The 13,793-nt window shown below is 70.7% G+C and carries 12 protein-coding genes and 1 pseudogene; 4 read left to right on the top strand and 9 right to left on the bottom strand.

All coding sequences use genetic code 11. From position 1 onward, the window contains the following. The first annotated feature begins 56 nt into the window (after positions 1–56). Positions 57–1,160 carry a ferritin-like domain-containing protein gene (locus G412_RS0117600; RefSeq protein WP_028813242.1) on the top strand — a complete coding sequence of 368 codons (1,104 nt, stop codon included), beginning with the start codon at positions 57–59 and terminating at the stop codon, positions 1,158–1,160. A gap of 81 nt (positions 1,161–1,241) precedes the next feature. Continuing rightward, positions 1,242–2,117 (top strand): hypothetical protein, encoded by an 876-nt coding sequence (locus tag G412_RS0117595; RefSeq protein ID WP_028813241.1) that lies wholly within the window; start codon positions 1,242–1,244, stop codon positions 2,115–2,117. On the opposite strand, the pseudogene G412_RS40955 reads toward G412_RS0117595, so the two are convergent. The 9 genes and pseudogenes from G412_RS40955 to ligD form a co-directional block, all read right to left on the bottom strand. Beyond that, positions 2,118–2,304: pseudogene (locus G412_RS40955) on the bottom strand (DUF3291 domain-containing protein); the annotation flags it as partial. A gap of 54 nt (positions 2,305–2,358) precedes the next feature. Further along, positions 2,359–3,816, bottom strand: a complete 1,458-nt coding sequence (locus tag G412_RS0117590) for a penicillin-binding transpeptidase domain-containing protein (protein ID WP_028813240.1) — start codon at positions 3,814–3,816, stop codon at positions 2,359–2,361. Continuing rightward, a complete protein-coding gene (locus G412_RS0117585) occupies positions 3,813–5,192 on the bottom strand; it encodes an FtsW/RodA/SpoVE family cell cycle protein (protein WP_028813239.1) in 1,380 nt (459 codons plus the stop codon). Before G412_RS0117585 ends, G412_RS0117590 begins: the two co-directional genes overlap by 4 nt. A gap of 167 nt (positions 5,193–5,359) precedes the next feature. Beyond that, on the bottom strand, positions 5,360–5,746 hold the full coding sequence (locus G412_RS0117580; protein ID WP_028813238.1) for an SH3 domain-containing protein: 387 nt from the start codon (positions 5,744–5,746) through the stop codon (positions 5,360–5,362). Positions 5,747–5,871: 125 nt separating this feature from the next. Then, positions 5,872–7,179 carry a sensor histidine kinase gene (locus tag G412_RS34885; RefSeq protein ID WP_051338424.1) on the bottom strand — a complete coding sequence of 436 codons (1,308 nt, stop codon included), beginning with the start codon at positions 7,177–7,179 and terminating at the stop codon, positions 5,872–5,874. Then, complete coding sequence (locus tag G412_RS34880) at positions 7,176–7,958, bottom strand: hypothetical protein (protein ID WP_037649070.1); 783 nt, start codon at positions 7,956–7,958, stop codon at positions 7,176–7,178. The genes G412_RS34885 and G412_RS34880 overlap by 4 nt, the downstream gene beginning before the upstream one ends. A 92-nt stretch (positions 7,959–8,050) precedes the next feature. Continuing rightward, complete coding sequence (locus G412_RS0117565) at positions 8,051–8,359, bottom strand: zinc-ribbon domain-containing protein (RefSeq protein ID WP_028813237.1); 309 nt, start codon at positions 8,357–8,359, stop codon at positions 8,051–8,053. Positions 8,360–8,547: 188 nt separating this feature from the next. Continuing rightward, positions 8,548–9,468 carry an ATP-dependent DNA ligase gene (locus G412_RS0117560; protein ID WP_051338423.1) on the bottom strand — a complete coding sequence of 307 codons (921 nt, stop codon included), beginning with the start codon at positions 9,466–9,468 and terminating at the stop codon, positions 8,548–8,550. 5 nt (positions 9,469–9,473) lie between these two features. Then, positions 9,474–10,367 carry a non-homologous end-joining DNA ligase gene (gene ligD / locus G412_RS0117555; RefSeq protein WP_028813235.1) on the bottom strand — a complete coding sequence of 298 codons (894 nt, stop codon included), beginning with the start codon at positions 10,365–10,367 and terminating at the stop codon, positions 9,474–9,476. A gap of 52 nt (positions 10,368–10,419) precedes the next feature. Between ligD and ku the strand changes: the two genes are divergently transcribed. Then, on the top strand, positions 10,420–11,472 hold the full coding sequence (ku, locus tag G412_RS0117550; RefSeq protein WP_028813234.1) for a non-homologous end joining protein Ku: 1,053 nt from the start codon (positions 10,420–10,422) through the stop codon (positions 11,470–11,472). Positions 11,473–11,686: 214 nt separating this feature from the next. Then, positions 11,687–13,747, top strand: coding sequence for a phosphocholine-specific phospholipase C (locus G412_RS0117545; protein ID WP_028813233.1), 2,061 nt, complete (start codon positions 11,687–11,689; stop codon positions 13,745–13,747). Positions 13,748–13,793 lie beyond the last annotated feature (46 nt).

Here is a 13,793-nt window from a genome sequence, read left to right as displayed (position 1 = left end):
CGTGTGAGTCTGCCAACTGTCCAATGTCTCAAGGGATATGCGGCAAGGAGGCGTCAATGTCGACGCACGAGCTCTACATAAATGCCCCGTCCGACCCGCTCTGGCAGGTGCCGGCCTCCGGCGCCGCGCGCTTCAGCTGGGAGTACGACGAGGGACGCGCCCGCCTCCTCGCGCTCTACCAGAAGGGCAAGGACAAGCAGTGGGACGGCGCGACCCGCATCGACTGGGACATCGAGGTCGACCCGTACGACCCCCTCGGCACCCCCGACGAGGCGCTCAACCTCTACGGCACCCGCCACTGGGCGAAGATGACCGAAAAGGACAAGGGCGACCTGCGCCGGCACTACTCCTCCTGGCAGTTCAGCCAGTTCCTGCACGGCGAGCAGGGCGCGATGGTGTGCGCGGCCCGCATCGTCGAGTCCGTCCCGGACCTCGACGCGAAGCTGTACTCCGCCACCCAGACCATGGACGAGGCCCGGCACGCGGAGATCTACAGCCGCTTCCTGCACGAGAAGGTCGGGATGCTCTACCCGGTCAACGACAGCCTCCAGGGCCTGCTGGGCGACACCCTCCGCGACTCCCGCTGGGACATGCCGTACCTCGGCATGCAGGTCCTCATCGAGGGCCTCGCCCTGGCCGCCTTCGGCATGATCCGCGACACCACCGACAAACCGCTGCCGAAGCAGATCCTCGCGTACGTCATGCAGGACGAGGCCAGGCACGTGGCCTTCGGCCGGATGGCGCTGCGCGACTATTACAAGCAGTTGTCCGACGCCGAACTGCGTGAGCGCGAGGAGTTCGTCATCGAGGGCTGCTACCTGATGCGCGACCGGCTGCGCGGCGTCGAGGTGCTGGAGAACTTCGGCGTGTCGAAGAAGGAGGCGCAGGAGTACACGGAGCGGTCCGAGTTCCTGCACCTCTTCCGCAAGCTCCTCTTCAGCCGCATCGTGCCCTGCGTCAAGGACATCGGCCTGTGGGGCCCGCGCCTCCAGAAGGCCTACCTGGACATGGGCGTCTTCGAGATGGGCGACTCGAACCTGGACCTCCTCATGACCCAGGACGAGGAAATCGCGGAAGCACTCGACAGGCAGCGCTTCGAGGCGGAGGACGCGGCACGGGTGGCGGAGATCCAGAACGCGATCGCGGAGGGCGCGGCCTGAGCGGGCGGGCGGCGCTGAAGCGCGTACCGGCGGCCGGGGCCTGGGCGCCTTCGGTTCGCCTGCGTGACGTAGCGTTCAGTCATGACCATGCCGCCGCCCCAGCAGCCCCCCGGCCCGTACGGGCACCCGCAGCCGCCGAATCCGTACGGCGGGCAGCAGTACCCGCAACAACAGCTTCCGCAGCCGCAGTTCCCCCAACAGCAGCCGTACCCGCCGGGGCAGGCGCCGTACGCGGGGCCGCCCTATCCGCAGCAGCAGCATCCCGGCCAGGGCGGCTGGGGGCAGCCGCCGATGGGGCCGCCGCCGGGCAAGCGCGGGCCCGGCAAGGTGATCGGGATCGTCGCCGCCTGTCTGGTGGGCCTCGGTCTCCTCGGGTTCGTCGTGCCCCGGATCCTTGAGGCCAACGCCGTGACCACGGGAGCCGGCTTCCCCGAGGCCGAGTACCGGCTCACCGTGCCGAAGACCATGCTGGACGGCGAGTTCAAGCTGGCCCAGGACCTGTCGCAGACCAAGGGCAAGGAAGCTCTGGCCGGGACGTACGACTCGAAGATCCGTAACCCCAAGCCGGTCGTCGGCCAGTACACCTCCGGCTCGCCGGCCGAGCTCGGCGTGCTGGTCATCTCGGGAATGTACGGCCAGTTCAAGGACCCCGACGGCGCGCGCGGCAAGATGATGGCCGGCGCCGAGGACGGCGAAGGCGCCGCCCCGGCCGTCCCCGCCAGGGACATCACCCCGGCCGGCTCCGGCATCACGCTGACCTGCCAGGTGCTCACCTCGACGCAGAGCGGCTCCACGGTCACCATGCCGATGTGCGCCTGGGCGGACGAGAACACGGGCGCCTCGGTCGCCGTCGTCACCCCCGAGACCGCGAAGCAGGACCCCGAGTCCGTCGACCTCGACGAGATCGCCGCGACCACCCTCAAGGTGCGCGAGGAAGCGCGCCAGCCGATCGGCTGATCACGCCGATGCGCCGCCGGGGGCCGGGAACGACGTACGCAACGTGAAGGCCTCCGGCGTCGGGCCGTGTTCGCGCAGCGCAGGAGCGCCTTCTCGGCGTCCGCCACCGCCGGGCGGCAGCCCGCCTCGACCACCACAGCGCCGTCATCGACTCCTTGACGCGCTCGAACCACTCGTTGCGCCGGCTGGGCGTACCACCGGCCCGCTCCGTGGTGATTCGCGGACCGGGACGATCACCCGGTCAGTCGTCCAGCGCCGCCCGCATCACCGCCCGCGCGATCGGCGCCGCGCTGCCACCGCCGCTGATGTCGGCGCGGTCCGCCGACGCGTCCTCCACGACGACCGCGACGGCGACAGCGGGCCGGCCGTCGCCGTGCTCCTGCGCCCAGGAGATGAACCAGGCGTACGGCGTCCCCGTGTTGTCGATGCCGTGCTGCGCCGTGCCTGTCTTGCCTCCGACCCGGACCCCGGGGATGGCGGCGTTCGTGCCCGTCCCGTTCTCCACGACGTCGACCATCATCTGCTGGAGCTGGATGGCCGTGGACGGGTTCATCGCCTGGTGCAGGGACTTCGGACGGTAGTGCGAGACGGTGTCGCCGTCCGAGTCCGTCGTCCTGTCCACCAGGTACGGGGACTTGAGCTCGCCACCGTTGGCGACCGCCGCCGCGACCATCGCCATCTGGAGCGGCGTCGCCCTCGTGTCGTACTGGCCGATGGAGGAGAGCGCGAGCTGGTCGGCGGTCATCTCGGTGTCGAAGTGGCTCCTGGACACCCCGGACGGGATCTTCAGCGCGTCGTCGTTGAAGCCGAATTTCTCCACCGTGTCGAGCATTCCGGCCAGTCCGACCCGCACGCCGAGCTCCGCCATCACCGTGTTGCACGAGACCCGGATCGCGTGCTCCAGCGACGCGTCGCGGCAGCCGCTCGCCTCGTTGGGGAGCGTGGTGCTGGTGCCGGGCAGGACGTACGGCTCCGGAGTCTTCGTCGGCGCGTCGATGTCCGTCACCACCTCGGTGTCGAGCGCCGCCGCCGCCGTCACGATCTTGAACGTGGACCCCGGCGGATACGTCTGGCGGATGGCCCGGTTGAGCATCGGCTGACTCGGCGAGCCGTTCAGCCGGGCCCACGCGTCCGTGACCCGCTTCCCGGTCCCGGCGATCTCCTCGGGGTCGTACGACGGGCTGCTGACCAGCGCCAGGATCTTCCCCGTCGACGGCTCGACCGCCGCGACGGCGCCCTTGCGGCCGCCGAGCCCGTTGTACGCCGCCCGCTGGACCGCGCCCTTGATGGTGGTGACGGCGTGGCCGCCCGGCTGGCGCGAGCGGGTGATCTCGTTCCACAGGGGGAGCGGGGCGAGCATCGAGTCGGTGCCGGCGAGGATGTCGTCCTCGGCGTTCTCGATGAAAGTCGTGCCGTACGTCTGGGAGGCGTAGCCGGTGACGGGCGCGTACAACGGGCCGTGCCGGTACGTTCTTTCGTACCGAAGCTGCTCACCGCTGTCCCTGGACCCGGTGACCGGCTGCCCGTCGACCATGATGGTGCCGCGCGGCTGCTCGTAACGGCCGATGGTCTTACGGCGGTTGGCGGGGTTGTCGTCGAGCGATTCCGCCTGGAAGACCTGGATACGGGCGGCGTTCAGCAGCAGCGCGATGAGCAGCAGCAGGCAGAACCCGGCCGCGCGGCGGATGTAGCGGATCACTGGTCGTCCTCCCCGACGGTCGCGATGACGCCGGTCTCGACGTGCTCTGGCTCCGGCCTGCGGGCGGAGTCGCTGACCCGGATCAGCAGCGCCACGATGATCCAGTTGGTGACGACGGACGAGCCACCCTGCGCGAGGAACGGCATCGCCATGCCGGTCAGCGGGATCAGCCCCATCACGCCGCCCGCGATGACGAACACCTGGAGGGCGAGGATGGAGGCGAGGCCGATCGCGAGCAGCCGCCCGAACGGGTCGCGCAGCGCGAGGCCGGCCCGGTAGCCGCGGGCGACGAGCAAGGCGTACAGCAGGAAGATGGCCGTCAGTCCGGTCATGCCGAGCTCCTCGCCCGCCGTCGCCAGGATGAAGTCGGACTTGGCCGCGAAGCCGATGAGGATGGACTCGCCCGCCCCCAGACCCGCGCCGAGCATGCCGCCGGCCGCGAACGCGAAGAGTGACTGGGCGAGCTGGCCGGGGCCCTGGCCGGCTTCGATGGAGGCGAAGGGGTGCAGCCAGTCCTGGACGCGGCTGTGGACGTGCGGTTCGAGCGAGCCGACGACGAAGGCGCCGACCGCGGCGAGGAGCAGGCCGACGGCGATCCAGCCGGTGCGGCCCGTCGCGACGTACAGCAGGATCACGAAGAGTCCGAAGAAGAGCAGCGAGGTGCCGAGGTCGCGCTCCAGGACGAGTACGCCGACGCTGAGCAGCCAGATCGCGACGATCGGGCCGAGCACGCGGCCGGTGGGGAGCTGGAGTTTCCAGATCTTGCGGCCGGTGTAGGCGAGGGCGTTGCGGTTCGCCGCGAGGTAGGCGGCGAAGAAGACGGCGAGCAGGATCTTCGCGAACTCGCCGGGCTGGAAGGAGAAGCCGCCGACGCGGATCCAGATCTTCGCGCCGTTGATGGCGGGGAAGAAGATCGGCACGGTCATCAGGACCAGGGCGGCGGCGACCGAGAGGTAGGCGTACCGCTGGAGGATCCGGTGGTCGCGGAGCAGGAGCACGACGCCGATGAAGAGGGCGACGCCGAGCGTGGACCAGACGAGCTGGGTGGGGGTCGCCTGGTCACTGGGGGTTTCGAGGTCGAGGCGGTAGATGAACACCAGGCCGAGGCCGTTGAGGAGGACCGCGATGGGCAGCAGCAGCGGGTCGGCGTACGGGGCGCGGAAGCGGACGGCGAGGTGGGCGAGGAGCGCGAGCACGCCGAGACCCGCGCCGTAGCCGGCGGCGTCCGGAGGTACGGCGCCGTTCTTGGTGAGGCCCACGTCGATGTAGCCGTACACGGCGATCAGGACGGCGCCGACGAGGAGCGAGAGTTCGACGCCGCGCCGCTTGGGGAGGCGTACGTCGGGCGGGGGATCGTCCACCGTCGTTGCGGTCATGTCAGGCAACGTAGCAAGCGGGCAGGCTGTATCACCGTATATGTCTGCTCACGAAATGTCTGCTCACGCCCGACGGGTTCCGCCCGGCGGGAGCCGGACTCTTCGGGCGTGAGCGGGGTGCCTGTGATGTGCGCCGACGGGTGCTGTGGCGTGGCTCTGGCGGGGCGTCAGCACCAGCGCGGGGCGGCGCCGATGTTCGCGATGTAGTGCGCCGAGCCCCAGGCCCAGGTGCCGTCGGTGAGCAGGTACCAGCGGTCGTTCCCGTGCACGTTGCCGCCGCGGGTCTTGCAGAAGATGTGGACGATCGCGCCGTAGTGCTTCTTGCCGATGACGCGGCTGGCGCGGGTGGGCTTGTCGCGCAGCAGCAGCCCGGACTTGGCTATGACGCGCCCCTTGTACGCGTAGGAACTCTCGGCCGGGGCGGCCGGGGCGGCCGGGGGCTTCTCTGGGTCCGCCGCGGCGAGCGCGGGGCCCGCGGCGGTGAGGGCGGCGACGGCGCCTGTGGCGGCGTACAGGCCGAGCCTGGAGAGCGGAGACCGGGGGAGCAGGGGCATGTTGGCTCCTGACGGGTGAGAGGCCTTCGCCGTGGCGAAGGACGGCGGGGGACTCCGGTCCGTAATGAACCGGTCCTCGACTCGCCCGATTCACACTAATTTCGACACTCTCTGATCGCAATATGTCACTGTGCGTGCCGATTGCCCCCGCTGCCCATCCCGCCGGGGGTTTCCTCGTCGGGGACCTCGGGCAGCTTCAGCGTCGCGACCGCCCCGCCGTCCGGCGCGTTCGTGAACGTCAGTTCCGCGCCGATGGCCTCCGCCTGCCCCACGGCGATCGTCAGGCCAAGACCGTGCCCCTTGGCGCCCGCGCGCGGCTCGGTCCTGAAGCGCTGCGGACCGTGCTCCACCAGGTACGGGGGAAAGCCCTCGCCGTGATCGCGAACTGTCACCACGGGGCCGTCCACGGTCAGTACGACCGGCTCGCGGCCGTGCTGGTGGGCGTTGCTGATCAGATTGCCGAGCACCCGCTCCAGCCGCCGCCGGTCGGTCTCCACGGACGTGTCCCGTACGATCCGCACCTGCGTCGGCGCCCCCGTCCCGCGCGCCGCGCCCGCCACGCGCTCGGCGACCGGTCCGATCCGGTGCACGTCCGGGCTGATCTGTTCGCTGCGCGCGTCGAGCCGGGAGATCTCCAGCAGGTCCTCGGTCAGCAGCCGCAGCGCCCGTACCCGGTCCTGGACGAGCTGGGTCGGCCGGCCGGGCGGCAACAGCTCCGACGCCGCGTGCAGGCCGGTCAGCGGGGTGCGCAGTTCGTGGGCCACATCGGCGGTGAAGCGCTGCTCGCTCTGGAGCTTGCCCTGGAGGGTGGAGGCCATCGTGTCCAGGGCGCCGGCGACCGTGGCCACCTCGTCCTGGGGGCGCGAAGGGTCCTTCGTGCGCGGGTCGTTGACGCGTGCGTCGAGGTCGCCCGCACTGATCCGGCGCGCCACCCCGGCGGTCTGGTGCAGGCGGCGGGTCACGCGGGTGACGGCGAAGACGCCGACGAGCAGCGTCGCGGAGATGGCGAGGAGGGACGAGCCGACGATGGCGCGGTCCAGGCCCGTGATCGTACTGACGCCCTGGCTGTAGTCGATCTCGGCGGCCATGGCGCGCCGGTCGGCCGGGGCCGCCGCCCACATGGTCGGGCGGCCGTCGTGCTCGCTGACGATCGTGCCGTGCCGGCCGGACAGGGCGAGGTCGCGCAGTGAGGAGGGCAGCCCCTCCGGGTCGATGCCGGTGTCCGGCGGCAGCGGGTCGCCGGCCTCGTACGCCCGAGTCGCCTCCTCCAGCCTGGTGAGCGCCTTCTCGCGGGCCTGGTTGAGCGTCTGATGCGTTACGGAGACGTGCACGAGCGCGCCGAGGAGCGCCGCGAGCGCGCAGCACATCACGGTGATGAAGGCCGCGGCCTTCCAGGTGAGGCGCGCGGTCCAGGCGGGCAGGCGGGGTCTCATGGGCGGCCGCCGGGCGTGGTGGTGGCTGGGGGGGTGGTGGCTGTGGGAGTGGTGGCCGTGGGGGTGGTCGTGTGGGAGTGGGAGGGCAGCGTCTCGCCGCTCTCCTTGTCCACCCGGAGGATTTCGTCGTGGGTGGGGAGCATGGCGTGCTGGTGGTCGTCCCAGGACCAGGCCGTCCTGTACTCGTATCCCGGCAGGTTCGACGGCGCCCGGATGATGAGGTCGCGGCCCGCCAGCGAAACCCCGATCACGGCGTCGCTGGTGCCCATGATGCGGGTCAGCCGGCCCTTCTCGGCCAGGTAGCAGCGGACCGAGAGCTGGCCCTCGGGCATGGAGACGCCGATGATCAGTTCGGCGCTGCCGTCGCCGGTGAGGTCGCGGTGGTACGCCTTGAGTACGGGACACGACTTCGGTTTCGTGTCGCAGTCCCGGAGCTGCCGGACGGTCTCCTCGTACATCCCGTCGGGCCCGCTGAGGGCGTCGGGATGCGCGGCCTGCTCGGCCCGGACGACGTCCACCGGCTTCACCTCGCGCACGTCGTCGCCCGGCACCTTGATGCCGCGAACCGTCTCCGTCTCGCCCTCGCCGTAGTCCAGGGGAGGGATCGAGGCGGGCTGCCGCTCGGGCCACAGCCGGGTGGGACCGATGGCGGTGGGTGTGGGCCCGGCGCTCTCCAGCTTGCCCGCGTCGGCACAGCCGGACAACACCGACAGCGCCGACAGCGCTGCGGCGGCGGTCAGGAGCAGCAGTGCCGCGCGGGCGGGGCGGTGCGCGCTCAAGGCTTCCCTCTCAGCGGGGCCGAGGTCGTGCGAGTCGTCCCGTAGACCATATGTGCAGGAAAGTGGCTTTTCTACTTCGTGGGCGGCTCGGCTCAGCGCTGATACGGATTCCGCCCCGGCTGGTCCTGCTGCGGCGGCTGCGCGTACGCCTGACCGCCGCCGCCCTGCGCCTGCGTCGCCTCCAGATACTCCGCCTGCTCCTTGCTCAGCCGCTCCTCGGCGCCGCAGAAGGTGCACTGAGTCGTGTACTTCGTGGAGAACGGGAACAGCGGAACGAAGAACAGCGTGAACTTGGCCACCCGCTTCCTGAGCGTGTGCGCGGCGGGATTGCCGCAGCGCCCGCACACCAGCGTGAGCATGGCCAGTTGGTAGAGGTAGCTCTTGCTGCCAAAGATGATCATTCGGTGGTCCCCTCCGTGCCGTGACGTGCCGTGACGTGCCCTGTTGTCGAGTCTGCACCAACCGGACCGGGAAGGGGCAATGCCCCCGCTGCTCCAGTACCGCTCCCATGGGCATGGGGCGGTGACGAGGCATGCACGGGACTGAGAATCTACCGGCGGGTGTGGGCGGGGGGTGGGCGCGGGGCCGCTCAGCGGTCCCCGTAGCGCAGCCGCTGGACCGCCGAGGTGCCGTGGCGGCCGACGTTCTGGCGTACCTCCGCCAGCAGACCCGCGCCCACCCGCCGGTACGGCACATCACCGAGCCCGATCGCGACGATCCGCTCCTCACCCTCGTCCGGCACCCCCGCCAGCGCCTCCCGCGCCTGCGCCCGCACCGCCGGTGTCAGCGGGCTCGACAGCAGGGGGTCCGCGTCGCCCGGCAGCACGAGCACCAGCGCCCGCGGGTGCGCCACGGGGCCCGTGTAGCCGACGACAGCCGCGTCGCGCGTGTCCGAATGCCGCACCTTCACCCAGGACTTGGCGTCCCGAGGCCGGTAGCGCGACGCCAGGCCCTTGCACACCAGCCCCTCCACCCCCTGGCCCAGCAGCGCCTCGTACCAGATCAGCGCCTGCTCGCGGTCGGTCGTCGCCAGCACCCGCTGCACCTGCGGACCCGCATCCTCCAGCGCGGCGGTGAGCAGCTCCCACCGCTGCGCCAGCGGCAGTTCGCGTACGTCGCGCCCCGGCACGGCCAGTACGTCGAAGGCGACGTACGCGACCACGACGCCGTCAGCCACCCGCGCCGCGTGCGGCCGCATCAGCTGCGCGAAGGCGAACGCCCCGTCCGCCCACGCGCACACCTCCCCGTCCAGTACGAGCCCCGCCGGCAGCGCGCCGATCGCCGCCGCGACGTCCGGGAAGTCGAGCGCCATGTTCCGCCCGGAGCGGGACTGCAGAACGGCCGGGCCGGAGCCCGGTCCCGCACCCCGGCCGCCCCGCGCGAACGCCACGCACCGGAACCCGTCCAGCTTGATGCTGTACTGCACGCCGCCCGCCAGCCCGTTCGCCGCCGGAATCTCCGCGGCCGCGCGGGGCCGCATGACCTCGACGGGCGGTACGACCGTGACCACCGCGCTCACCCCTTCGGCAGCGGCCGGGCCCGGCCCGGATAGACCAGCGGGCCGAGCAGGTCGCCGTACCGCTCCAGCCGTACGCCGATGTCCGTCGCCCGGAAGACGAGCCGCGCCGGGTCCGCACGCCCCTCCTCCACCTCGTCCCAGGTCACCGGCGCCGACACGGTCGGCTCGACCCTCGCCCGGAGGGTGTACGGCGCCGCGGTCGTCTTCGCGGCGGCGTTCTGGCTGAAGTCGACGAAGACCTTCCCCGGCCGCAGCGCCCGCGTCATCCGGTGCACGACCAGCTCCCCGAGCGCTTCCTGCGCCTCCAGCGCGAGCCCTTTCGCGTACGCCGAGACCTCCTCGGACGGCGTCGGCTCCAGCGCGGCCAGCAGATGCAGCCCCTTGGAGCCGGAGGTCTTCGCGTACGCCTCGATGCCGTCCGCCGCGAGCCGCTCCCGCAGCCACAGCGCGACCTCGCAGCACTCCGCGACGCTCGCCGGCGCACCGGGGTCGAGGTCGAGGACCAGCCGGTCGGCGACGCCGGGCTCCGGGGCGAGCCACTGCGGCGTATGGAACTCCACCACGAGGTTCGCCGCCCACATCAGCGTCGGCAGATCCTGGATGATCACCTGCCGCGCGAGCTGGCCCTCGGAGCGCGACACCTCCACCGTCCGCACCCAGTCGGGCGTACCCTGCGGCGGGTTCTTGGTGAAGAAGAGCTGCCCGTCGGGCCCGTCCGGATAGCGCAGGAACGAGATGGGCCGGTCGCGCAGATGCGGGAGGAACGCGTCCGCGGTGACGGCGTAGTAGTGCAGCACCTCGCCCTTGGTGGTCCCGGTGGCGGGATAGATGACCTTGTCCAGGTTGCTGAGCGCCAGGCGCCGCCCCTCCACCTCTGTGATAGGCGACATACGATGACAATCCCACGTATTCATCGATAAATGCGTTTCAAAGGGGCGAAACATGCGGTCGATCTGGAACGGCGCCATCTCCTTCGGTCTGGTCAGCATCCCGATCAAGCTGGTCAACGCCACCGAGCACCACTCGATCTCGTTCCGCCAGATCCACACCGCCGACGGCGGCCGGATCCGCTACCGGAAGGTCTGCGAGCTCGACGGCGAGGAGATCCCGGCGTCCGAGATCGGCAAGGGGTACGAGGAACCGGGCGGCGGGATCATGCCGATCACCGACGACGACCTGGCCGCACTCCCGCTGCCCACGGCCAAGACGATCGAAATCGTCGCCTTCGTGCCGGCCGACCGGATCGACCCCCTCCAGATGGACTCGGCGTACTACCTGTCCGCGAGCGGTGTGCCCGCCGCCAAGCCGTACGTCCTGCTGCGCGAGGCACTCAAGCGCAGCGACAAGGTCGCGGTCGCCAAGTTCGCGCTGCGCGGCCGCGAGCGGCTCGGCATGCTGCGCGTCGTGGACGACGCGATCGTGATGCACGGCCTGCTCTGGCCCGACGAGGTACGGGAGCCCGAGGGCGTCGCACCGGAGACGAACGTGACGGTGCGCGACGCCGAACTCGACCTCGCGGACGCCCTGATGAACACCCTGGGCGACGTAGACCTCGAATCGCTCCACGACGACTACCGCGAGGCGGTCGAGGAGATGATCGCCGCCAAGGCCTCCGGCGGCGAGCTTCCCGCGGAGGCCCCGCCGGCGGCCGGCGGCGGCCAGGTGATCGACCTGATGGCGGCGCTGGAGAAGAGCGTACGGGCGGCGAAGGAGTCGCGCGGCGAGGAGGAGGGCGAGGAGGTCGCCGAGGTCACGCAGATGGCGCGGGGCAAGGAGAGGGGCACGGAGAGGCGCAAGGCGGCGGCGTCCTCCACGGAGGCGAAGAAGAAGCCGGCGGCGAAGAAGGCGGCCACGGCGAAGAAGACGACCGCGGCCAAGAAGACGGCCTCGGCGTCGTCTCAGAAGCAGTCCGCCGGGCAGAAGGAGTCGCAGCAGGCCGCGACGAAGAAGAGCACTGCCAAGAAGGCGGCCCCCAGGAAGCGCACCTCGGCCTGACACCTGACACCTGACACCTGACCCCTGACACCTGCACCTGACGCCTGATGCCTGGGGCCTGACGCCCGGCCTTGCCCGGCACCCGTGTTGGCGAGGTATACCGCAATTTTTTACGGTGACGCCACCACCCCTTCCCTACCTCTTCCTTTCCACCCGGTCCTCTTGGAACATTCTGTTCGCTTCTGACTCCTCACCCCCAAGAGGCCCCACACCCATGCCAGAACTCAATAGGCGCCGCTTCCTCCAGATCGCCGGCGCGACCGCGGGCTTCGCCGCCCTGTCGAGCAGCATCGACCGTGCCGCCGCCATCCCCGCCAACCGCGTGTCCGGCACGATCCAGGACGTCGACCACATCGTCGTACTGATGCAGGAGAATCGTTCCTTCGACCACTACTTCGGCGCGATGAAGGGCGTACGGGGCTTCGGAGACCCGCGCCCGGTGACGCTGCCCAGCGGCAAGCCGGTCTGGCACCAGGCGGACGGCAACAAGAAGGTGACGCTGCCGTTCCACCCGACCGCCGACGATCTCGGCATGCAGTTCCTCCAGGGCCTCAACCACGACTGGGCCGGCGGCCACAAGGCGATCAACAAGGGCAAGTACGACCAGTGGGTGCCCGCCAAGACGCCGACGACGATGGCCTACCTGACGCGGGAGGACATCCCCTTCCACTACGCCCTCGCCGACAAGTTCACGGTGTGCGACGCGTACCACTGCTCGTTCATCGGAGCCACCGACCCCAACCGCTACTACATGTGGACGGGTTACACCGGCAACGACGGCACCGGCGGCGGCCCCGTCCTCGGCAACGAGGAGGCGGGCTACGGCTGGACGACGTACCCCGAGCGGCTGGAGAAGGCCGGGGTGTCGTGGAAGATCTACCAGGACACGGGTGACGGCCTGGACGCCGCCGGCCACTGGGGCTGGATAAACGACGCCTACCGGGGCAACTACGGCGACAACTCCCTCCTCTACTTCAACCAGTACCGCAACGCCAAGCCCGGCGACCCGCTGTACGACAAGGCCCGCACCGGCACCAGCGTCAAGAACGGCGACGGCTACTTCGACGACCTCAAGGCCGACGTGCAGGCGGGCAAGCTGCCGCAGATCTCCTGGATCGCCGCCCCCGAGGCCTTCACCGAGCACTCCAACTTCCCGTCGAACTACGGCGCCTGGTACATCGCGCAGGTGCTGGACGCGCTGACGTCCGACCCCGAGGTGTGGAGCCGCACGGCCCTGTTCATCACGTACGACGAGAACGACGGCTTCTTCGACCACATCGTGCCGCCGTACCCGCCGGCCTCCGCCGCGCAGGGCAAGTCCACCGTCGACACCTCCGCCGAGCAGTACGCGGGCGGCACGTCGTACGCGGCGGGCAACTACGGCCTCGGCCCGCGCGTCCCGATGCTCGTCGTCTCCCCCTGGAGCACGGGCGGTTACGTCTGCTCCGAGGTCTTCGACCACACCTCGATCATCCGCTTCATGGAACGCCGCTTCGGCGTGAACGAGCCCAACATCTCCCCGTGGCGCCGCGCCATCTGCGGCGACCTCACCTCGGCCTTCGACTTCAGCGCCTCCGACGCGCGGCCGGCCGAACTGCCCGACACCGCCGCGTACGAGCCGCCGGACCACGAGCGCCACCCCGACTACCGGCCCACACCGCCCGCCGTCGGCAGCATGCCCAGGCAGGAGCCCGGCGCGCGCCCGGCCCGCGCACTGCCGTACGCGCCCTACGTCGACGGTGCCGTCAACACGGCCGACGGCCGGATCGCCCTTACCTTCAGCCCGGGCGCGGTGGCCGGGGCGCAGTTCTACGTCACGTCGGCGAACCGTACCGACGCCCCGTGGACGTACACCGCCGAGGCCGGCAAGAAGATCTCCGACACCTGGAACTCGGCGTACTCCAAGGTCACGCACAACCTCACGGTCCACGGCCCGAACGGCTTCCTGCGCACCTTCCGCAGCCCCGCCAAGACCGCGTGCCCAGAGGCGACGGCCCGCCACAACGCGACCACCGGGAACCTCGACCTGACGCTGACCAATCCGGGCACCACGACCGCCCACCTCACCGTCAGCAACGCGTACGGCGGCCAGCCGCAGACCTTCACGGTGCGCGCGGGCGCCACGGTGACGCACACGGTGGACCTGCGCGCCACCAAGCGCTGGTACGACGTGTCCGTGGTCTCCGACACGAACACCACGTTCCTGCGCCGCTTCGCCGGCCACGTGGAAACCGGCACCCCCGGCGTGAGCGACCCGGCCACCCTCACCACCTGACGGCGCACCTGGCGTGGGCCCCGGCCACCCTCACCACTTGACGGCG

Source organism: Streptomyces flavidovirens DSM 40150 (assembly GCF_000429085.1).
GTDB classification, from domain to species: domain Bacteria; phylum Actinomycetota; class Actinomycetes; order Streptomycetales; family Streptomycetaceae; genus Streptomyces; species Streptomyces flavidovirens.
The sequence above is the reverse complement of the archived record's forward strand: the minus strand, read 5'-3'. Positions and strand labels throughout refer to the sequence as shown.

What these genes read in the sequence shown, in the direction of transcription:
- G412_RS0117580 (WP_028813238.1), bottom strand. Translation starts at nt 5,746, where the DNA reads ATGCCCCTGCTCCCCCGGTCTCCGCTCTCCAGGCTCGGCCTGTACGCC.
- G412_RS0117600 (WP_028813242.1), top strand. Translation starts at nt 57, where the DNA reads ATGTCGACGCACGAGCTCTACATAAATGCCCCGTCCGACCCGCTCTGG.
- G412_RS0117565 (WP_028813237.1), bottom strand. Translation starts at nt 8,359, where the DNA reads ATGATCATCTTTGGCAGCAAGAGCTACCTCTACCAACTGGCCATGCTC.
- ku (WP_028813234.1), top strand. Translation starts at nt 10,420, where the DNA reads ATGCGGTCGATCTGGAACGGCGCCATCTCCTTCGGTCTGGTCAGCATC.
- G412_RS0117585 (WP_028813239.1), bottom strand. Translation starts at nt 5,192, where the DNA reads ATGACCGCAACGACGGTGGACGATCCCCCGCCCGACGTACGCCTCCCC.
- G412_RS0117595 (WP_028813241.1), top strand. Translation starts at nt 1,242, where the DNA reads ATGACCATGCCGCCGCCCCAGCAGCCCCCCGGCCCGTACGGGCACCCG.
- G412_RS0117545 (WP_028813233.1), top strand. Translation starts at nt 11,687, where the DNA reads ATGCCAGAACTCAATAGGCGCCGCTTCCTCCAGATCGCCGGCGCGACC.
- ligD (WP_028813235.1), bottom strand. Translation starts at nt 10,367, where the DNA reads ATGTCGCCTATCACAGAGGTGGAGGGGCGGCGCCTGGCGCTCAGCAAC.
- G412_RS34885 (WP_051338424.1), bottom strand. Translation starts at nt 7,179, where the DNA reads ATGAGACCCCGCCTGCCCGCCTGGACCGCGCGCCTCACCTGGAAGGCC.